Raw genomic sequence first — 19,535 nt, 5'->3', positions numbered from 1 at the left:
GGCCGCGCAGATGGCTTCCCAGTGCTCGGGCCAGTGGGCCTTGAGCGCCTTCTGCAGCCAGCGCGGGTGAGCGACGCGAATCACCGGATCGTGCTCGAGTTCGGCCAGCAGGGCTTCGCCCTCACGCTGGGCGCGGCGCAACACGGCGTTGAGCAGGCCCTTGGCCCAGGGCTTCTTCAGCTTGTCGACGCAGCCGACGGTTTCGCCGATGGCGGCATGGGCCGGGATGCGGGTATGCAGCAGCTGATACAGGCCGACCAGCAACAGGGCTTCGACATCGCGATCGGCAGCCTTGAATGGCTTCTGCAGCAGCTTGTCAGCCAGGCCGGCCAGGCGTGGCTGCCAGCGCGCGGTGCCAAAGGCCAGGTCCTGGGTCAGGCCGCGGTCGCGGGCGTCGACCTTGCCCAGGACCTCCGGCAGGCTGCTGCCCAGCGAGGCTTTGCCCGAGAGCACGACGCTCAGCGCACGGGCGGCGGCCAGGCGCGGGTTCATTGACCGAGCACCAGGCCGGGGGCGAACTGCTCGCGGCGGCTGTTGTACAGGTCGCTGAAGCCCAGTGGCTTACCGCCGGGCAGCTGCAGGCGAGTCAGCGACAGGGCGCCTTCACCGCAGGCAACGGTCAGTCCGGCCTTGCTCGCTTCGAGGATGTGCCCGGGCTCGCCCTGGCCCTCGCCGAGGCGTGCGGCGTGAATCTTCAGCGTTTCGCCATTGAGCGTGCTGTGGCAGATCGGCCAGGGGTTGAAGGCACGGATCAGCCGCTCCAGCTCGAGCGCCGGGCGGGTCCAGTCGATGCGGGCTTCGTCCTTGCTCAGCTTGTGCGCATAGGTGGCGAGGCGATCGTCCTGCACTTCCCCTGCGAGCGTGCCGTCGGCCAGGGCATCGACCGCCTGCACCACGGCCTGCGAGCCGAGTACGGCGAGACGGTCGTGCAGCGTGCCGCCGCTGTCGTCGTCAGTGATCGGTGTGTTGACCTTGAGCAGCATCGGACCGGTGTCCAGGCCCGCCTCCATCTGCATCACGGTGACGCCGGATTCGCTGTCACCGGCTTCGATCGCGCGCTGGATCGGCGCGGCACCACGCCAGCGCGGCAACAGCGAGGCATGACTGTTGATGCAACCCAGGCGCGGCAAGTCGAGCACCGCCTGCGGCAGGATCAGGCCATAGGCGACCACCACCATCAGGTCCGCCTGCAGGGTTGCCAATTCCGCCTGCGCCGCCGGGTCCCGCAGCGTCTGCGGCTGGAATACCGGAATATCGTGCTGCACCGCGAGCTGCTTGACCGGGCTGGGCATCAGCTTCTGGCCGCGTCCTGCGGGGCGATCCGGCTGGGTGTAGACGGCAACGATCGATTTGCCCGCGTCGAGCAGGGCTTGCAGGTGCTGGGCGGCGAATTCCGGGGTGCCGGCGAAAACGATGCGCAAGGGCTGGGTCATGGGGGCTCGCTAAGAAAAAGGCTTGCGGCACAGGCTGCTGAAAACTGCTGCGCTCGGTTGATGCTGCGTTGAAACCAGGCTCGGAATGCTCATTTACAACCCGTAAACTCCGCTTCCTCGCCTGTTTTTGCGGGGACGCCTAGTCCTTGCCTAACCTTCGCTCGCGACGTTTTCACTCAGTCTGTATAGCAAGCCTTTGAGGGTCGGGAATCAAGCCTGCTGGCGGTGGATCTTTTCCAGCTTCTTCTTGATCCGGTCGCGCTTGAGGCTGGACAGGTAGTCGACGAACAGCTTGCCGTTGAGGTGATCGCACTCGTGCTGGATGCACACCGCGAGCAGGCCTTCGGCGACCAGTTCGTAGGGTTTGCCGTCACGATCCAGCGCCTTGATCCGCACCTTCTGCGGGCGGTCGACGTTCTCGTAGAAGCCCGGGACCGACAGGCAGCCTTCCTGGTACTGATCCATCTCGTCGGTCAGCGATTCGAATTCGGGATTGATGAAGACTCGCGGCTCGGACCGGTCTTCGGACAGGTCCATCACCACCACGCGCTTGTGCACATTGACCTGCGTCGCGGCCAGGCCGATGCCCGGAGCCTCGTACATGGTCTCGAACATGTCGTCGATCAGCTGACGGATGCCGTCATCGACCACATCCACCGGTTTGGCGATGGTGCGCAGCCGCGGATCGGGAAATTCAAGGATGTTCAGAATGGCCATATGCGTTTGTGATGCACTTATGGAATAAAGTCAAAAGCCGCTGCTAAGATGCCGAGCAGCATGGAAAACGGCTTAATGCCGCGATCCAAAAGGGTTCCGCGGCGCTAGGGCGCTTTACGTGAAGGCACATAATAAAGGGATTCACCACATGAGGAAATCACTACTCGCCCTGCTGCTGGTGGCCGTTGGCGGGCTCGCCCAGGCTGCGGTGCAGCTCAAGGACAACCATCCGGAGCGTTATACAGTGGTGAAGGGCGACACACTCTGGGGCATTTCCGGCCGCTTCCTGCGCGAGCCGTGGAAATGGCCGGAGCTGTGGCATGCCAACCCGCAGATCGCCAACCCTCATCTGATCTATCCCGGCGACACCCTGAGCCTGGTCTACGTTGACGGCCAGCCGCGCCTGGTGCTCGACCGCGGCGCCTCGCGTGGCACCATCAAGCTTTCGCCGACCGTACGCACCACGCCGATGGCCGAAGCCATCCCGACCATTCCGCTGGAGGCGATCAACAGCTTCCTGCTGAGCAACCGCATCATCGACACCGCCGAGCAGTTCCAGGGTGCGCCCTACATCGTCGCCGGCAACGCCGAGCGGGTGGTCAGCGGCGCGGGCGACCGCATCTACGGCCGCGGTAGCTTCGAAGAGAACATGCCGGCGTACGGCATCTTCCGTCAGGGCAAGACCTACGTCGATCCGGAAACCGGCGAGTTCCTCGGCATCAACGCCGATGACATCGGCACCGTGGACATCGTCGAGGTCGAAGGCGACATCGCCACCATGCACCTGACCCGCACCACCCAGGAAGCCCGCATCGGTGATCGCCTGTTCCCCAGCGAAGAGCGTGCGATCAACTCGACGTTCATGCCCAGCTCGCCTTCGACGGATGTGGACGGCGTGATTCTCGATGTACCGCGTGGCGTTACCCAGATCGGCCAGTTCGACGTGGTCACCCTGAACAAGGGGGCTCGCGACGGTCTGCAGGACGGCAACGTGCTGGCGGTCTACAAGACCGGCGAAACCGTACGTGACCGCGTGACCGGCGAGAACGTGAAGATTCCGGACGAGCGTTCCGGTCTGCTGATGGTGTTCCGCACCTACGACAAGCTTAGCTACGGCCTGATACTGCAGGCCACCCGCTCACTGGCGGTGAGCGACAAGGTCCGTAACCCCTGAAACAACAGAGCCCCGCGAAAGCGGGGTTTTTTCATGCTGCGACACCGCACGGATGCGGTGTAACGAGACAAGGAGTGTTCACCGTGCCTGCCATTTCCCCTGCCGAGCTGGAAGCCCGGCTGCGTCTGCATCTATTGCCCGAACTCGGCCCACGCCGCCTGCGCAAGTTGCTGAGCGCCTTTCCCGATGCCGCGTCGGCCTTGAGCGCGCCGGCCAGTGCCTGGCGGTCGCTGGGGTTGCCGGTCAGTTGTGCCGAGCCACGACGCAGTGCCGACATCCGCGAGCGTGCCAGTGCCGCCCTCGCCTGGCTGGAGCAGCCGGACCGGCATCTGCTCTGCTGGGACGATCCCAACTACCCGGCACTGCTCGCTGAACTGCCGGATGCGCCCCCGCTGCTGTTCATTGCCGGCGATCCGAGCCTGCTCGAGCGACCGCAGCTGGCGATGGTCGGCAGCCGCCGCGCCTCGCGCAATGGTCTGGACAATGCCCACGCCTTTTCCCGCAGCCTGGCCGGTGCCGGCTTCGTCATCACCAGCGGGCTGGCGTTGGGCATCGATGGCGCTGCGCATCAGGGTGCGCTGGATGTTGACGGCAAGACCGTCGCGGTGCTCGGTACCGGCCTGGAACGGCTGTATCCGCAGCGTCACATCGGCCTCGCCCGGCAGATCGTCGAAGCAGGCGGCGCGCTGGTGTCCGAGTTGCCGCTGGACTGTCCGCCGCAGGCGAGCAATTTTCCGCGGCGCAATCGCATCATCAGCGGCCTTTCGCTGGGCGTGCTGGTGGTCGAGGCGAGTCCGTCCAGTGGTTCGCTGATCACCGCGCGACTCGCTGCCGAGCAGGGCCGCGAGGTCTACGCGATTCCTGGTTCGATCCATCATCCCGGCGCCCGTGGCTGCCATCAGCTGATCCGCCAGGGCGCGGCGCTGGTGGAGTCGGTCGAGGATGTGCTCGAAGCCCTGCGTGGCTGGCAGCGCGTCGGGTCGTCCGACGGCGAAGGCCCGACGCCGAAGCAGCCGGACAATCCGCTGCTGCGCGAATTGCTGGCCACCCCGCGCAGCAGCGAAGCACTGGCCATGGTGCTCGAACAGCCGCTGGGGCAGGTGCTGGCGCAGCTGACCGAACTGGAAGTCGACGGGCTGGTGGCCTGCGACAACGGTTTCTGGACGGTGATCTCGCATTAGGCGAAGCCGAGCCGCACAGCAGACCTGTCGTGCGAATGCCGATCCACGCCCTGTCGTTTGCGCGCTCGAAATGCGGATGGTCTGTTGCAGGCTGTTGCGAATCGGCCGCCCAGCCCCCTGCTCGACGGCAGATGCCTTGGGTAAACTGCCGGTTTTTCAGTCAGGCAGAGGTCGGCATGATCGGCGATTGGCGTGTGCAGCAAGTGGCGCGGGTGGTTCGCGCCGGCGGAGTGATCGCCTACCCGACCGAAGCGGTCTGGGGTGTGGGTTGCGACCCATGGGACGAAGAGGCGGTGCTGCGCCTGCTGGCGCTCAAGGAGCGGCCGGTGGAGAAGGGCCTGATCCTGATCGCCGACAGCATCGAGCAGTTCGATTTCCTGCTGGACGATGTGCCCGAGCGCTGGCTGGACCGCCTGGCTGGTACCTGGCCGGGGCCGAACACCTGGCTGGTGCCGCATCGCGGTCGCCTGCCGGAGTGGATCACCGGGCGGCACGACAGCGTCGCGCTGCGGGTAACCGATCATCCACTGGTCACGCGGTTGTGTGCGTTGACCGGCCCGCTGGTCTCGACATCCGCCAACCCTGCCGGTCGTCCCGCGGCGCGCTCGCGGCTGCGGGTCGAGCAGTATTTTCCGCGTCAGCTCGACGCCGTGTTCACCGGCCCGCTGGGCGGACGGCGCAACCCCAGCGTCATTCGCGATCTGCGCACGGGCGAAGTGATTCGTCCGGCCTGAACCGACGGTGAAACCGCTGCGCGGCTGCCCTTATAAAGGCAGCCGCCGCGGCGGTCAGGGCAGCAGAATGGTCGATCCGGTGGTTTCCCCCGCCGCCAGTTTGCGTTGGGCTTCGGCCGCTTCGCTGAGCGGATAACGCTGGCCGATCTCGACCTGGATCTTGCCGCTGCCGATCATCTCGAACAGTTCATCGGCCATGGCCTGCAGCCGTTCCGGCGTGTCGGCGTAACCGGCCAGAGTCGGCCGAGTGACGAACAGCGAGCCCTTCTGCGCCAGCACACCCAGGTTCACCCCGGTGACGGCGCCGGAGGCGTTGCCGAAGCTGACCAGCAGGCCGCGTGGGGCGACGCAGTCCAGCGAGGTCTCCCAGCTGCTCTTGCCCACCGAGTCGTAGACCACCGGGCACTTCCTGCCTTCGGTCAGCTCCAGCACGCGCTGCACCACGTCCTCGCGGGTGCGATCGATGGTGGCCCAGGCGCCGAGGGCCTTGGCCCGCTCGGCCTTTTCCGCCGAGCCCACCACGCCGATCAACTGTGCGCCCAGTGCGCGCGCCCACTGACAGGCGATCGATCCGACGCCACCGGCGGCGGCATGGAACAGCACCGTCTCGCCGGCCTGCAGCGAGTGGGTCTGGCGCAGCAGGTACTGGCAGGTCAGGCCCTTGAGCATCACCGCGGCAGCCTGCTCGAAGCTGATCGAATCCGGCAGTTTGACCAGATGCCGCGCCGGCAGCGTGTGATGTTCGCCGTAGGCACCCAGCGGGCCGGTGGCATAGGCGACCCGATCGCCCGGCTGCAGGTGCTGCACGCCCTCGCCCACCGCGTCGACCACACCGGCACCTTCGACGCCCAGCCCGGATGGCAGGCTCGGCGGCTGGTACAGACCGCCACGGAAATAGGTATCGATGAAGTTCAGGCCGATGGCATGGTTGCGCACCCGCACTTCGCCTGCGGCCGGCGCGCTGAGCGGCACATCGACCTGTTCCAGGACTTCGGGACCGCCGTGCTGGCTGAATTGGATGCGCTGGGACATGTCTGGCTCCTGGTCATTGAAAGAGCGTCTATCCAACCCGCCGGGGCTGCGTTCGTCAATCGGCTGAATGCTATGCTTGCCGGCCGACCCCGTTTCAAGCACCGCTCAGCCGCGCCTCGAGGGGCTGCGAGCGGCCATTTGCAAGGTGATTTCGTGAACCACAGGACCGAAGCCGTCAAAGCCTACCTGCTCGATCTGCAGGACCGCATCTGCGCTGCGCTGGAGGGCGAAGATAGCGGCGCGCGCTTCGTCGAGGATGCCTGGACGCGGCCCGGTGGCGGTGGTGGCCGGACCCGCGTGATCGAGAATGGCGCACTGATCGAGAAGGGCGGCGTGAACTTCTCCCACGTGCATGGCGACAGCCTGCCGCCGTCGGCCAGCGCCCATCGCCCGGAGTTGGCCGGGCGCGGCTTCGAGGCCCTCGGCGTGTCGCTGGTGATCCACCCGCACAACCCGTATGTACCCACCTCCCACGCCAACGTGCGCTTCTTCATCGCCGAGAAGGAAGGCGAGGAACCGGTCTGGTGGTTCGGCGGCGGCTTCGACCTGACGCCTTACTACGGCGCCGAAGAAGACTGCGTGCACTGGCACCGGGTCGCGCGGGACGCCTGCGCGCCGTTCGGTGCGGATGTCTATCCGCGCTACAAGGAATGGTGCGATCGCTATTTCCACATCAAGCACCGCCACGAGCCGCGCGGCGTCGGCGGGCTGTTCTTCGACGACCTGAACCAGTGGGATTTCGACACCAGTTTCGCCTTCATGCGCGCGGTCGGCGATGCCTACCTCGACGCCTATCTGCCCATCGTCCAGCGCCGCAAGGCCACGCCGTTCGGCGACCGCGAGCGGCAGTTCCAGCTGCTGCGCCGCGGCCGCTACGTCGAATACAACCTGGTCTACGACCGCGGCACCCTGTTCGGCCTGCAATCGGGCGGGCGTACCGAATCCATCCTGATGTCGCTGCCGCCGCAAGTGGCCTGGGGCTATGACAAGCATCCCGAACCGGGCACTCCGGAAGCGCGCCTGACTGAATACTTCCTGCAGGACCGCGATTGGCTTGGAGAGCAGGAAGCCTGAAGCTGGAAGCGGGAAGAAAAAAGCTTCAAGCTTCAAGCTTCCTGCTTTCATCTTAGGAGTCCCATGGACCGCTACGGCGTTTTCGGCAACCCCATCGGCCACAGCAAATCACCGCAGATCCACGCCCTGTTCGCCGCGCAGACCGGCCAGGCGCTGAGCTACGAACCGCTGCTGGCGCCGCTGGACGACTTTCCCGGGTTCGCCCGCGCGTTTTTCCGCGACGGCCAGGGCGCCAACGTCACCGTGCCGTTCAAGGAACAGGCCTATGGGATGGCCGATCAACTCTCCGAGCGTGCCCGCCGGGCCGGCGCGGTGAATACCCTGAAGAAGCTCGAAGACGGCCGCCTGCTCGGTGACAACACCGACGGTGCCGGGCTGGTAAGCGATCTGCTGAAGGCCGGCGTGGCGCTGCGTGGACAGCGCATCCTGCTGCTCGGCGCCGGCGGGGCCGTGCGCGGCGTGCTCGAGCCGTTGCTGGCACACAAGCCCGCGGCGCTGATCATCGCCAACCGCACGCCGAGCAAGGCCGAACAGCTGGCGCAGGAATTCGCCGAACTGGGCCCGCTGTCCGCCAGCACCTTCGCCGAGCTTACCGAACCGGTCGACCTGATCATCAATGGCACCTCGGCCAGCCTCGGTGGCGAACTGCCACCGCTGGCCGACAGCCTGATCCGGCCAGGTCAGACCTTCTGCTACGACATGATGTACGCCGCCAGGCCCACGGCGTTCTGCCAGTGGGCGGCAGCGCTGGGCGCGGACACTCGTGACGGGCTCGGCATGCTGGTCGAGCAGGCGGCGGAGGCCTTCGAACTGTGGCGCGGCGTACGCCCCGACAGCGCGCCGGTGCTTGCCGAACTGCGCCGGCAGCTTAGTTAGCTACTGAAGTGGATGCGCTGATGGATGTGCTGGGGGCTTTCCAGTTCATCGACGATGCCGGCGGCGATGCGCTGCAGCTCCCGATAGGGATTGGCGTCGCCCTTGCCAGCCGCTTCGGCCAGCGCCTCGACGGTAAGCTGGTCACCGGCTGAGGGCGCGTCCACCAGCGTCCAGTTCAGCGGATGGGCGATCAGGCGTTGCAGCGCCGCTTCGACTTCCGGCTGCAGCTCGATTGCCGGGAAATCGGCAACCAGCAGCAGGCGTTCCACCTTGGCACGCTCCAGGCCGAGCAACAGTGCCTCGACCGCCTGGTAGAAATCGCGCTGGGGCGACTCGCCGGTAACCGCATCGGCTCCCGGCAGCCGCGGCGTCTGAAACAGGCAGACCACCGCATCCATCCCGGCCACGCTCTCGCTGACGCTCACTGCATCGAACGGGTCGCCCGGCTTGGTCCGTAGACCCGGCCGGGCGGCTATCGAATTGAGGTCGTCGAGCAATGCCACGGCCTCATGCTGGCGGCTGAGCAGCTCCACCAGCAGCGCACTGCCGAGGTCGTCGTGGGCGCCGTACAGGGCGAACTTCAACCGCGGCGTTTCGGCATTGAGCATGACGGTTGCCGATCAGCGGCGGGTGATCAGATAGCCGATCACGGCAAAGGCGCCCGCGGCCAGGGCCAGGGTGCCCAGCGGATGTTCCTTGGCGCATTCACGCGCAGCACGGCTGGCTTCGCGAGTGCGTCGGGAGATATCGGCATAGTGCTCATCCCAATCGTTGTCGTGCCAGAGCGACTCGGCACGCGAACGCAGTGCGCTCAGGCGCTTGCGCGAGTCGTGGGCGGCATCGTGCTTGAGCTCATCGAGCGCGCGCATCAGGCTGTCGATCTCGTGTTGGACTTCTTCGCGGGTGGTGGCTTTGCTGAAACGGGACATGGTGGGACCTCCCCTCGGTAAGTGTGGTTGTTGGACTCCGAAAACAGGCAGAGGTGCGGCCCGGTCTTCGCATGCAGCGCCGGCCGGAACCTCAAGCGGCTGCTCTGGCGCTGCTTCGTCCGACGAACCGTTCATCGGAAAGAGGCGAGTCTGCGGGCGATTCCCTATACTGGCGCAACGTCTACCACGTCGCATTTAGCGCATTTCGCCCTTCCATCGCGGGGAAAAAACCCATCGTGAACTTTCGTCGTACCCTCGCCAGTCTGTTGTTCGCCTGCCTGGCCGCGCTGCCAGCCATCCATGCCCAAGCCGCCAAGCCGACCGTTCAGGAACTCGCCTCCGGCAGCGCCCTGCTGGTCGACCTGAAGACCAACGAAGTGCTCTATTCCAGCAATCCGGACATGGTGGTGCCGATCGCCTCGGTGACCAAGCTGATGACCGCGATGGTCGTGCTGGATGCCAAGCTGCCGCTGGATCAGGCCCTGCCGGTGACCATCCGCGATGCCAAGGAGATGCAGGGCGTGTTCTCCCGCGTGCGTATCGGCAGCGAGATCAGCCGTCGCGAGATGCTGCTGCTGACCCTGATGTCTTCCGAGAACCGCGCGGCTGCGAGCCTTGCCCACCACTATCCGGGCGGCTACTCGGCCTTTATCCAGGCGATGAACGCCAAGGCGCGGGCGCTGGGCATGACCCGCACGCATTACGTCGAGCCCACCGGGCTGTCCGAGCGCAACGTCTCCAGTGCCAATGACCTGGTCAAGCTGATCCGCGCCAGTCGCCAGTACGCGCTGATCCAGCAGTTCAGCACCACCGGCGAGAAGACCGTGGCCTTCCGCAAGCCGAACTACACCCTCGGCTTTCGCAACACCAACGCCCTGGTACGCAAGAACAACTGGGACATCCAGCTGAGCAAGACCGGCTTCACCAATGCCGCCGGCCACTGCCTGGTGATGAGCACCACCATGAAGCAGCGCCCGGTGGCCTTCGTGGTGCTCGACGCGTTCGGCAAGTACACCCACATGGCCGATGCCAACCGCCTGAAGAAATGGCTGGAAACCGGCACCGTGACGCCGGTGCCGGCCGCCGCGCTGGCCTACAAGCAGCAGAAGCAGGCGCAGCGCCAGCTGGCTGGCCAGCCCACCGACGCGGCGCAGGCACTGCTCGACGCCCGCTGAGGTCCGCTGTTCGTTGCGTGGCGAGTGCGTCGCGCAGCGAACATTCGTGAGTTTGCTCAACTCTTTTTGTTGAGAGTCGTTCCTGTCATGAACGCCATGCATACCTGCGCCTGCTCGGATCACCGATGACACGCCGCCGCCTCCCCGCCTGGTTCGCCAGCTTCGCCCTGCTGATCCATCTGCTGAGCATGCCGCTGTCGGGCCTGTTGCCGGCGGATGCCAAGCGGCTGCTCGGCTGGAGCGGACATTGCCCGCTGATGCAGGCGCAGCAGCACTCGCACGCGCTGCACGAGTCGACGGCCCATGGCGAGCATGAGCCGAGCGCCCATGGCGGGATGCCGCCGTGCTGCTGCTGTGCCGGTTCGATGGGCCTGGCGGCGCTGCCCGGCGCAGCGCCGCTGTTGCCGCAGGACATTCGGGGCGGCCCTGTCCTCATTGTCGAAGCCCGTGCCCATCGGCCGTCGCCACGGCAACAGTGGCCGGCCCTCAATCCTCGCGCCTCTCCCCTCGCCTGACGCCGCCGGCGTCACCCCCCTCGTTGCTACGCCTGAACTGCCTGCACTGACCACTGTGGTGTTGGCGTCCGCCTGCGGCTATTCGCCGTACGGCCCTGCCTGTTGCACAAGGAACATGCGAGATGCTCGAACATCCTGCGCACCCTTCGCGGCGCCCTGCGCTGCCCTGTCTGCTTGTCGCGGCCCTGGCCGCTGCCTATGTGCCGGCAAGCCTTGCCGATACCGCCGCCTCCGCCCTGTCGCTGGGCAGCAGCACCGTCACCGCGACCCAGTCGGGTGGTGGCCTGCCGACCAGCAGTGTGATCAGCTCGGTCGATCTGCTCGGCGGCGACATCCTCGAACAGCAACCGGTGCTCTATGCCTGGGAGCTCTTTCGTCGTGCGCCGGGGGTGATGCTCACCGAATTCGGCCAGGGCACCAGCTCCGGCAAGCTGTCCTTTCGCGGCTTCAATGGCGAAGGCGAGGTCAACGCGGTCAAGCTGCTGATCGACGGTGTCCCGAGCAACAGCAACGACGGCAACATGCCCTATCTGGACATGCTGTTTCCGCTGGAGATCGACGGCATCGAGGTGGTGCGTGGCACCAACGACCCGCGCTATGGCCTGTACAACATCGCTGGTAACGTCGCCGTGCAGTCGCGCATCGGTGGCGACTACGGCAAGGCGCGCCTGCGCTACGGCAGCTACGACACCCAGGAGCTGCAGCTGGCCAAGGGCATCGAAAGCGGCAACTGGACGCAGAACTACTTCATCGGCCAGCAGAAAAGCGACGGCTATCGCGACCATGCCGGCAGCGAACGCACCAGCCTGTCCGGCAAATGGTTCTACACGCCGGATGACGGCAACTGGCGCCTGGGTCTGATCGCCCGGCACTACGAGGCCGAGGCCGACGAGCCGGGTTACCTGTCGCGTGAGGACGCACGGCACTCGCCACGCCGGTCCTATGCGCTGTCGGCCAGCGACATGGGCGAGCGGCGCATGAACCAGCTCAGCCTGCATCTGGACAGCCAGCTGGCCAGCGATCTCAGCTGGTCGACCAAGGTCTGGCTCAACACCCTGGACGACGACCGCTGGGTGCGTTTCTCCCAGGCCCAGCCGCAACAGCGGCGCACGACGGAAGAGAAACACTACGGCGCGCGCACCTCGCTGACCTACCGGCCGGTCCTGTCCTGGCTGCATGACCTGGCCCTCGAAGGCGGCCTGGACACCGAGCAGCAGCGCAACCGCAGCGAGCGCTACACCACCGTCGAGCGCCAGGTCGTGACCCAGACCCGCGACCAGCGTTTCGACTACGACAGTTACGGCGCCTACCTGCAGGCGGTGATCCAGCCGGTCGAGTCGTTGAAGATCATCCCGGCGTTTCGCGTCGATCGCATCAGGGGCGATTTCACCGATGAGCTGAGTGGCAACGATTACGCCATCAACGACTACGGCAGCATCGAGCAGCCGAAGATCAGCCTGATCTACACCCCCATCGAGCAGCTGAGCCTGTATGGCAACTGGGGCCGGACCTTCCAGATCGGCACGGGTGCGGCCGCCTACAAGGTGCCGCCGCGCACCAGCGATCTCTCGCCATCGATCAACGATGGCTGGGAAACCGGCATCAAGTTCAGCCCAGCGCACTGGATCGATGGGCGCATCGCCTACTGGGAGCAGGTGGCCACGGACGAGGTGCGGCGCCGGCTCAACGACCCCAGCGGTGAATCGGAGAACCTCGGGCAGACGCGCCGCTGGGGCTACGACGCCCAGCTCAACCTCTACCCGAGCGCGGAGTTGAGCCTGTGGCTGGCGCACTCCTGGCAGTTCTCCGAGATCGAGAAGGCCGACCCGAGCCTGCCGGCCAGCCAGGGCCGGCAGATCGACCACGTGCCGCAGCGGCTGTACTCGGCCGGCAGCACCTACCAGGCGGCGCCGGAGCTGCAGCTCAGCGCCTGGCTCAACGGCCAGACCGACTACTACCTCGAGCGCGAGAACATCCAGGGCAAGTACGGCGGCTACGTGCTGTTCAACCTGGGCGCCAGCTACCAGCTGACCGAGCAGCTGGCCGTCGACCTGCAGCTGAAGAACCTTACTGACCGCTACTACGAGTACGTCTGGTACGACGGTGCCGAGACCTTGCATGCGCCGGGTGATGGCCGCGCGCTGTATGCCGCCGTGACTCTGGACTTCTGACCGCCATGAAGCGCTATCTGTACCTCGCGCACCGCTGGCTGGGCATCGGGCTGGGCCTGTTCGTCCTGCTCTGGATCGTCAGCGGCGTGGTGATGCTCTTCGTCGCTTATCCCAAGTTGACGCCGGCCGAGCACCTGTCGCGCTTGCAGCCGCTGAGTGCCGATTGCTGCATCGCACCGGGCGCAGCGCTTGCCGCCGGCGCAGACCCGCGTACCCCGCTCAGCCTGCGTCTGACGGGCGCCGGTGGCTCGCCGCGCTATCTGCTGGACTACGGCGACGGTCCGTTGCTGGTGGTGGATGCACGCAGCGGCACGCGCATCCGACACATCGGCGCTGCCGAGGCCCTGGCCAGCGCGCGGCAATTCGCCGGTGCCGAGGTGCGCTTGCTCGACCGGGTCGAGGAGGACGCCTGGACGCGCAATCATGCGCTGGCCCGCGAGCGACCGCTGTATCGCCTCCAGGCGGACGATGCCGAACGGCGTCTGCTGTACGTGTCCAGCCATACCGGGCTGGTGGTGCGCGACGCCACGGCCCACGAGCGTGCCTGGAACCTGCTGGGGGCCTGGCTGCACTGGTTCTACCCGTTGCGTGAGGTAATGCCGAAGGCGCTCTGGTCGGTGGCGCTGGTCTACGGTGCGCTGCTCGCCGCGGTGCTGGTGCTGCTGGGCATGGCGATCGGGCTGCTGCGCTGGCGCTTCGCCGGCCGCTACCGCAACGGCTCGCACTCGCCCTACCCGGCCGGTGCTGGCCGCGTGCATCACGTTGGCGGCCTGCTGATCGGCGTGGCGCTGCTGGTCTGGCTGGTCAGCGGCATGCTGTCGATGGAGCCCTGGAGCCTGTTCGAGAAACGCTCGACCATCGACGCCGCCGCGCTGCAGCAAGCGCCGCTGAATGCCGAAGCGCTGGATACGGATCTGAGCGCCACGCTGGCACGTTTCCGCGAGGCCGGTATCGCGGCGGTGGAACTGCAATGGCAGGTGCTCGGTGATCAGCCCTATCTGCTCGGCATCGATGCCAGGGGTGAAACCCGCATCCTGTCGGCGACCAGTTCCGCGCCGGCACAGCTGCGCCTGGAACGCGCGGTGCTGGAGCGCCAGGTCCGCCAGGCCTGGCCGGAGCAGCGGCTGCGCTTCGACTGGCTGGAACAGGAAGACTTCCACTACTACGCCCGCAGCGAACCGAGCCTCTACAGCCATCTGCCGCGACGGTTGCCGCTGCTGCGGGTGCGTTTCGACGATCCGGCGGCGACCTGGCTGCACATCGATCCCTACAGCGGCACCGTCATCGAACAGCTGGACCAGCGCCGGCGGGCCGTGCGCTGGGTGTTCAAGCTGCTGCACAGCTGGGACTGGCTGCCCTTGCTGCAACGGCCGCTGCTGCGTGACGGCCTGCTGCTGGCGTTCAGCGCCGGCATGCTGGTGATCGCCGTCAGCGGCGTGCTGCTGGGCTGGCGCCGTCTGCGCGGTCGGCCACGGGCCGCGTCGGATGCCCGGCCGTCGCGGCTGGCCGGGACAACTTCGGCGGACGATCCGATGCAACGATGACGGAGCACTCGACTCAAACGACTACATTTCCCTTAGCACAGCGGGAACCGAGGTCGCATGAGCACCCCAGACGATAGCTATATCCAGTGGCTGGTGGACCAGTCCATGTTGCACGCGGCGCGCGAGCGCTCGCGCCTCTACGCCGGCCAGGCGCGGCTCTGGCAGCGGCCCTACGCCCAGGCACGGCCGCGCGATGCCAGCGCCATCGGCTCGGTGTGGTTCACCGCCTACCCGGCAGCCATCATCACCCCGGAGGGCGGTACGGTGCTCGAAGCGCTGGGTGATGATCGCCTGTGGAGCGCGCTCTCCGAGCTGGGTGTGCAGGGCATTCACAACGGTCCGATGAAACGCTCCGGTGGCCTGCGTGGTCGCGAATTCACGCCGACCATCGACGGCAACTTCGATCGCATCAGCTTCGATATCGACCCGAAGCTGGGCACCGAAGAGCAGATGCTGCAGCTCAGCCGGGTCGCCGCCGCGCACAACGCCATCGTCATCGACGACATCGTTCCGGCGCACACCGGCAAGGGCGCCGACTTCCGCCTCGCGGAAATGGCCTACGGCGACTACCCCGGGCTCTACCACATGGTGGAGATCCGCGAGGAAGACTGGGAACTGCTGCCCGAGGTGCCGCCGGGACGCGATTCGGTCAACCTCGAACCGCCGGTGGTCGACCGCCTGCATGAAAAGCATTACATCGTCGGCCAGCTGCAGCGGGTGATCTTCTTCGAGCCCGGCATCAAGGACACCGACTGGAGCGTCACCGGCGAGATCACCGGCGTCGACGGCAAGGTCAGGCGCTGGGTCTACCTGCACTACTTCAAGGAAGGCCAGCCCTCGCTGAACTGGCTCGATCCGACCTTCGCCGCCCAGCAGCTGATCATCGGCGATGCCCTGCATGCCATCGACGTCGCCGGCGCGCGGGTGCTGCGCCTGGATGCCAACGGTTTCCTCGGCGTCGAGCGACGGGCCGAGGGCACCGCCTGGTCCGAAGGCCACCCGCTGTCGGTCACCGGCAACCAGCTGCTCGCCGGCGCGATCCGCAAGGCCGGTGGTTTCAGCTTCCAGGAACTCAACCTGACCATCGACGACATCGCCGCCATGTCCCACGGCGGCGCCGACCTGTCCTACGACTTCATCACCCGTCCGGCTTACCACCACGCGCTGGTGACCGGCGACACCGAGTTCCTGCGCATGATGCTGCGCGAGGTGCACGCCTTCGGCATCGACCCGGCCTCGCTGATCCATGCGCTGCAGAACCACGACGAGCTGACCCTGGAGCTGGTGCATTTCTGGACGCTGCATGCCTACGACCACTACCACTACAAGGGTCAGACGCTGCCCGGCGGGCACCTGCGCGAGCTGATTCGTGAGGAGCTGTACGAACGGCTGACCGGCGAGCACGCGCCCTACAACCTCAAGTTCGTCACCAACGGCGTGGCCTGCACCACCGCCAGCGTGATCGCGGCGGCGCTGAATATCCGTGATCTGGACGCCATCGGCCCAGCCGAAGTGGAGCAGATCCAGCGCCTGCATCTCCTGCTGGTGATGTTCAATGCCATGCAGCCCGGCGTGTTCGCCCTCTCCGGCTGGGATCTGGTCGGCGCCCTGCCGCTGGCGCCCGAGCAGGTCGAGCATCTGATGGGCGATGGCGACACGCGCTGGATCAACCGTGGCGGTTATGACCTGGCGGACCTGGCACCCGAGGCGTCGACGTCCGCCGAAGGCTTGCCGAAAGCCCGCGCCTTGTACGGCAGCCTGGCCGAGCAGCTGCAGCACGGCGGCTCCTTCGCCTGCCAGCTCAAGCGCATCCTCAGCGTGCGCCAGGCCTACGACATCGCCGCGAGCAAGCAGATCCTGATTCCCGATGTGCAGGCGCCGGGGCTGTTGATCATGGTTCACGAACTGCCGGCCGGCAAAGGCGTGCAGATCACCGCGCTGAACTTCAGCGCCGAGACCATCAGCGAAACCGTCTGCCTGCCCGGCGTCGCGCCCGGCCCGGTAGTGGACATCATCCACGAGCGGGTCGAAGGCGACCTCACCGAGAACTGCGAGCTGACCTTCAACCTCGACCCCTACGAAGGCCTGGCCCTGCGCGTGGTGAGCGCCGCGTCGCCGGTGATCTGAAGGCCCTCTTCGCGAGCCCCGGGCGCACGGCTATAGTGCGCACCGGTCCGGGGCTCGCCCTCGCCTTCGAGGACTTCGCGTGTCGTTCATCCCGCTTCTTCGCCGCCTCCCCCTGTTGCTCGCATGCATGGCCTGGGCCGGCGCTCCGGCTCTGGCACAGACCGCCTGCCCGCCCGGCCAGCAACCGATCTGCCTGAGTGGCAGCTGCCTCTGCGTGCCCGGCTCGGCAAGCGACACCCAGGCCGTGTACGACCGCGTACAGCGCCTGGCCGCGCTGGCGCTGCAGAGCTGGATTCAACAATCGCGCGATCGCCTGGTGGCCGGCGGCGTCGAGCCGATGCCGCTGCATATCCGCTCGCAGCTCGAACCCTTCTTCGAACTGGTCGTGCTGGAAAGCGCGCATTATCGCGTCGGCGACGAGGTCGCGCTGAATGCCGGCAACACGCTGCTGCGCAACCCGGACGTCAACGCCGTGACCCTGATCGACGTAATCGTCTTCCGCCACGCCAGCGACGCGCAGGACAACGTCGCGCTCTGGGCCCACGAGCTCAAGCACGTCGAACAGTACCTGGATTGGGGCGTCGCGGAGTTCGCCCGGCGCTACACGCTGGATCACCGCGCCGTGGAACAGCCGGCGTATGCGCTGGAACTGGAGGTGGAAAAGGCGCTGGATGCGCTGCCCTGAACGGGCGCTCGCGTCGTGTCGGATGCGCTGGGTCCGGAGGCGGTTTCAGCGGATCGCATCGGCTGCGGCGCAGTCACATGCCAGACAGACACCGCCAACAGGAGCCGAGCCATGAGTGTGACCGTGACCAAGCTCGAGGGCGCCGACATTCCCGAGCACCTGCGCCACCCGGATATCGCCACGCTCTATCGGGTCACCGATGCCAATGGCATCAGCCGCTACCTGACTGACGACGTCGAAGCCGCGCAGCTGGCGGTCAATATCAGTGACCGCCAGCAGCTGAAGCCCGACGCCTGACGCCGGGCCTTGGTCCTCAGCCGGCCAGCACCGAATCCACCAGCGCCTTGGCCTCGGCCTGTATGCGCTTGAGGTGCGCTTCGCCTTCGAAGCTCTCGGCGTAGATCTTGTAGACGTCCTCGGTGCCGGACGGCCGTGCGGCGAACCAGCCGTTCGCCGTTTCCACCTTCAGCCCGCCAATGGCCGCGCCGTTGCCCGGTGCCTCGGTGAGGATGCGGGTGATCGGCTGGCCGGCCAGCTCCTTGGCGCTGACCTGCGACGCGGAGAGCTTGCCCAGGCGTGCCTTCTGCTCGCGGTTGGCCGCGGCGTCGATGCGCTGATACACCGGCGCGCCGAAGCGGTCGGTCAGCGCCTTGTAGCGCTCGCTCGGGTCCTTGCCGGTGACTGCGGTGATCTCCGCGGCGAGCAGGCCGAGGATCAGTCCGTCCTTGTCGGTGGACCAGGCGCCGCCCTGCTTGTCGAGGAACGAAGCGCCGGCCGATTCCTCGCCGCCGAAGCCCAGGCTGCCATCCATCAGGCCGTCGACGAACCACTTGAAGCCCACCGGTACCTCCACCAGGCGACGCTCGATGCCGGCGGCGACGCGGTCGATCATCGACGAGGACACCAGCGTCTTGCCGATGCCGGCCTCGGCGCTCCAGCCCGGGCGATGGGTGAACAGGTATTCGATGGCCACCGCCAGGTAATGGTTGGGGTTCATCAGCCCGCCGGAGCGGGTGACGATGCCGTGGCGGTCGTGGTCGGTGTCGCAGGCGAAGGCCACGTCGAAGCGGTCCTTGTTCTCGATCAGCCCGGCCATGGCATGTGGCGAGCTGCAGTCCATGCGGATCTTGCCGTCCCAGTCCAGGCGCATGAAGCGGAAGGTCGGGTCGACCACCGTGGACAGCACCTCCAGCGGCAAACCGAAGCGCTCGGCGATGCGCGGCCAGTAGTGCACACCGGCGCCGCCCAGCGGGTCGACGGCGAACTTCAGGCCCGAGCCGCGGATGGCGTCGAGGTCGATCACCCGCTCCAGCCCGCCGACATAGGCGTCGATGAAATCGAAGCGCTGGGTGGTCGAGGCCTTCAGCGCCTGGCGGTAATCCATGCGCTTGACGCCATCGAGACCGGCGACCAGCAGCGCATTGGCGCGTTCCTGAATCCACTTGGTCACACCGGTGTCGGCCGGGCCGCCGTTGGTGGGGTTGTACTTGAAGCCGCCATCGCCCGGTGGGTTGTGCGATGGCGTGATGACGATGCCATCGGCCAGCCCGCTGCTACGGCCCTGGTTGTACTTGAGGATCGCGTTGGAGATCGCCGGCGTCGGCGTGTAGCCCGGCTCGCCGCTGGTTTCCGGGCAACCGGCGTCGATGCGCGTCTCGATGCCGTTGGCCGCCAGTACTTCCAGCGCCGAGATGAATGCCGGTTCGGACAGCGCGTGGGTGTCCATGCCCATGAACAGCGGGCCGTCGATGCCTTCCTGGCGGCGGTAATCGCAGATCGCCTGGGTGGTGGCGAGGATGTGCCACTCGTTGAAGCTGCCCTTGAGCGAGGAGCCGCGGTGCCCGGAGGTGCCGAACGCCACCTGCTGCGCCGGGTCGGACGGGTCCGGCCGGTCGCTGTAGTAACGCGCCACCAGGCGTGGCAGGTGGGTCAGGGTGTGCGGGTCGGGCAGGCGTCCTGCGTTGGCGGCGATACTCATCGGTCAGTCCTGTGCGAAAAGGCGGTACGTCGGCCCAGGCGGGCGTGGCGCGAAGCGAATGAAACGCCAGTCGGCGCCATTTATCCAGAGCTTCGACCGCATCAGCGCCGGCGGTTCCATACGCGGCGTTATCCAGCCTGCGACGTTTTGGCCATGCGCGCTCGTCGCCCCGCCGGAACCTCCGCCGCAG

At 66.6% G+C, this 19,535-nt stretch carries 19 protein-coding genes; 12 read left to right on the top strand and 7 right to left on the bottom strand.

The window, feature by feature from the left end:
• From LO50_RS14670 to def, 3 genes are all read right to left on the bottom strand, one after another.
• Positions 1 to 492 (bottom strand): transcription antitermination factor NusB (locus tag LO50_RS14670; RefSeq protein WP_044315463.1); only part of this gene is annotated, 492 nt, incomplete at its 3' end.
• Positions 489 to 1,433: a methionyl-tRNA formyltransferase gene (gene fmt, locus LO50_RS14665; protein ID WP_003303749.1), complete on the bottom strand. Its 945-nt coding sequence runs from the start codon at positions 1,431 to 1,433 to the stop codon at positions 489 to 491. The genes LO50_RS14670 and fmt, both read right to left, overlap by 4 nt.
• A gap of 210 nt (positions 1,434 to 1,643) precedes the next feature.
• On the bottom strand, positions 1,644 to 2,150 hold the full coding sequence (def, locus tag LO50_RS14660) for a peptide deformylase (protein ID WP_003303751.1): 507 nt from the start codon (positions 2,148 to 2,150) through the stop codon (positions 1,644 to 1,646).
• 148 nt (positions 2,151 to 2,298) lie between these two features.
• Between def and LO50_RS14655 the strand changes: the two genes are divergently transcribed.
• The 3 genes from LO50_RS14655 to tsaC all read left to right on the top strand — a co-directional run bounded on the left by LO50_RS14655 (position 2,299) and on the right by tsaC (position 5,239).
• Positions 2,299 to 3,324 carry a LysM peptidoglycan-binding domain-containing protein gene (locus tag LO50_RS14655; protein ID WP_003303753.1) on the top strand — a complete coding sequence of 342 codons (1,026 nt, stop codon included), beginning with the start codon at positions 2,299 to 2,301 and terminating at the stop codon, positions 3,322 to 3,324.
• 83 nt (positions 3,325 to 3,407) lie between these two features.
• The gene (dprA, locus tag LO50_RS14650; RefSeq protein WP_036999832.1) at positions 3,408 to 4,505 is read left to right on the top strand and encodes a DNA-processing protein DprA; all 1,098 of its coding nucleotides are present in this window, start codon (positions 3,408 to 3,410) and stop codon (positions 4,503 to 4,505) included.
• 176 nt (positions 4,506 to 4,681) lie between these two features.
• Complete coding sequence (tsaC, locus tag LO50_RS14645) at positions 4,682 to 5,239, top strand: L-threonylcarbamoyladenylate synthase type 1 TsaC (RefSeq protein WP_044315462.1); 558 nt, start codon at positions 4,682 to 4,684, stop codon at positions 5,237 to 5,239.
• Between the two features lie 54 nt (positions 5,240 to 5,293).
• Here tsaC and LO50_RS14640 read toward each other — a convergent pair whose 3' ends face one another.
• Positions 5,294 to 6,271, bottom strand: coding sequence for a quinone oxidoreductase family protein (locus LO50_RS14640; protein WP_003303759.1), 978 nt, complete (start codon positions 6,269 to 6,271; stop codon positions 5,294 to 5,296).
• A gap of 153 nt (positions 6,272 to 6,424) precedes the next feature.
• Between LO50_RS14640 and hemF the strand changes: the two genes are divergently transcribed.
• Complete coding sequence (gene hemF / locus LO50_RS14635) at positions 6,425 to 7,345, top strand: oxygen-dependent coproporphyrinogen oxidase (protein ID WP_003303760.1); 921 nt, start codon at positions 6,425 to 6,427, stop codon at positions 7,343 to 7,345.
• A 63-nt stretch (positions 7,346 to 7,408) separates the two neighbouring features.
• Positions 7,409 to 8,221, top strand: a complete 813-nt coding sequence (gene aroE, locus LO50_RS14630; RefSeq protein WP_003303762.1) for a shikimate dehydrogenase — start codon at positions 7,409 to 7,411, stop codon at positions 8,219 to 8,221.
• On the opposite strand, the gene LO50_RS14625 is transcribed toward aroE, so the two are convergent.
• The gene (locus tag LO50_RS14625; protein ID WP_003303764.1) at positions 8,218 to 8,829 is read right to left on the bottom strand and encodes an NAD(P)-dependent oxidoreductase; all 612 of its coding nucleotides are present in this window, start codon (positions 8,827 to 8,829) and stop codon (positions 8,218 to 8,220) included. The genes aroE and LO50_RS14625 overlap by 4 nt on opposite strands.
• A gap of 12 nt (positions 8,830 to 8,841) precedes the next feature.
• Positions 8,842 to 9,150, bottom strand: coding sequence for an ElaB/YgaM/YqjD family protein (locus LO50_RS14620; RefSeq protein WP_003282345.1), 309 nt, complete (start codon positions 9,148 to 9,150; stop codon positions 8,842 to 8,844).
• A 236-nt stretch (positions 9,151 to 9,386) separates the two neighbouring features.
• On the opposite strand from LO50_RS14620, the gene pbpG reads away from it, so the two are divergent.
• The 7 genes from pbpG (at position 9,387) to LO50_RS14585 (ending at position 17,664) form a co-directional block, all read left to right on the top strand.
• Positions 9,387 to 10,325: a D-alanyl-D-alanine endopeptidase gene (pbpG, locus tag LO50_RS14615; RefSeq protein WP_003303765.1), complete on the top strand. Its 939-nt coding sequence runs from the start codon at positions 9,387 to 9,389 to the stop codon at positions 10,323 to 10,325.
• A 125-nt stretch (positions 10,326 to 10,450) separates the two neighbouring features.
• Positions 10,451 to 10,840: a DUF2946 domain-containing protein gene (locus tag LO50_RS14610; RefSeq protein WP_003303767.1), complete on the top strand. Its 390-nt coding sequence runs from the start codon at positions 10,451 to 10,453 to the stop codon at positions 10,838 to 10,840.
• Between the two features lie 122 nt (positions 10,841 to 10,962).
• The gene (locus tag LO50_RS14605; protein ID WP_044315461.1) at positions 10,963 to 13,011 is read left to right on the top strand and encodes a TonB-dependent receptor; all 2,049 of its coding nucleotides are present in this window, start codon (positions 10,963 to 10,965) and stop codon (positions 13,009 to 13,011) included.
• A 5-nt stretch (positions 13,012 to 13,016) separates the two neighbouring features.
• On the top strand, positions 13,017 to 14,555 hold the full coding sequence (locus tag LO50_RS14600; protein ID WP_003303770.1) for a PepSY domain-containing protein: 1,539 nt from the start codon (positions 13,017 to 13,019) through the stop codon (positions 14,553 to 14,555).
• 57 nt (positions 14,556 to 14,612) lie between these two features.
• Positions 14,613 to 16,682, top strand: coding sequence for a maltose alpha-D-glucosyltransferase (treS, locus tag LO50_RS14595; RefSeq protein WP_003303772.1), 2,070 nt, complete (start codon positions 14,613 to 14,615; stop codon positions 16,680 to 16,682).
• 79 nt (positions 16,683 to 16,761) lie between these two features.
• Positions 16,762 to 17,367, top strand: a complete 606-nt coding sequence (locus LO50_RS14590) for an eCIS core domain-containing protein (RefSeq protein WP_003303774.1) — start codon at positions 16,762 to 16,764, stop codon at positions 17,365 to 17,367.
• Between the two features lie 111 nt (positions 17,368 to 17,478).
• Positions 17,479 to 17,664 (top strand): hypothetical protein, encoded by a 186-nt coding sequence (locus tag LO50_RS14585; protein WP_044315460.1) that lies wholly within the window; start codon positions 17,479 to 17,481, stop codon positions 17,662 to 17,664.
• Positions 17,665 to 17,680: 16 nt separating this feature from the next.
• On the opposite strand, the gene pgm is transcribed toward LO50_RS14585, so the two are convergent.
• The gene (gene pgm, locus LO50_RS14580; protein WP_044315459.1) at positions 17,681 to 19,345 is read right to left on the bottom strand and encodes a phosphoglucomutase (alpha-D-glucose-1,6-bisphosphate-dependent); all 1,665 of its coding nucleotides are present in this window, start codon (positions 19,343 to 19,345) and stop codon (positions 17,681 to 17,683) included.
• Positions 19,346 to 19,535 lie beyond the last annotated feature (190 nt).

Source organism: Stutzerimonas stutzeri (genome assembly GCF_000935215.1).
GTDB lineage: Bacteria > Pseudomonadota > Gammaproteobacteria > Pseudomonadales > Pseudomonadaceae > Stutzerimonas.
Note: the sequence above shows the minus strand (reverse complement) of the source record. Positions and strands in the feature narration are given on the sequence as shown.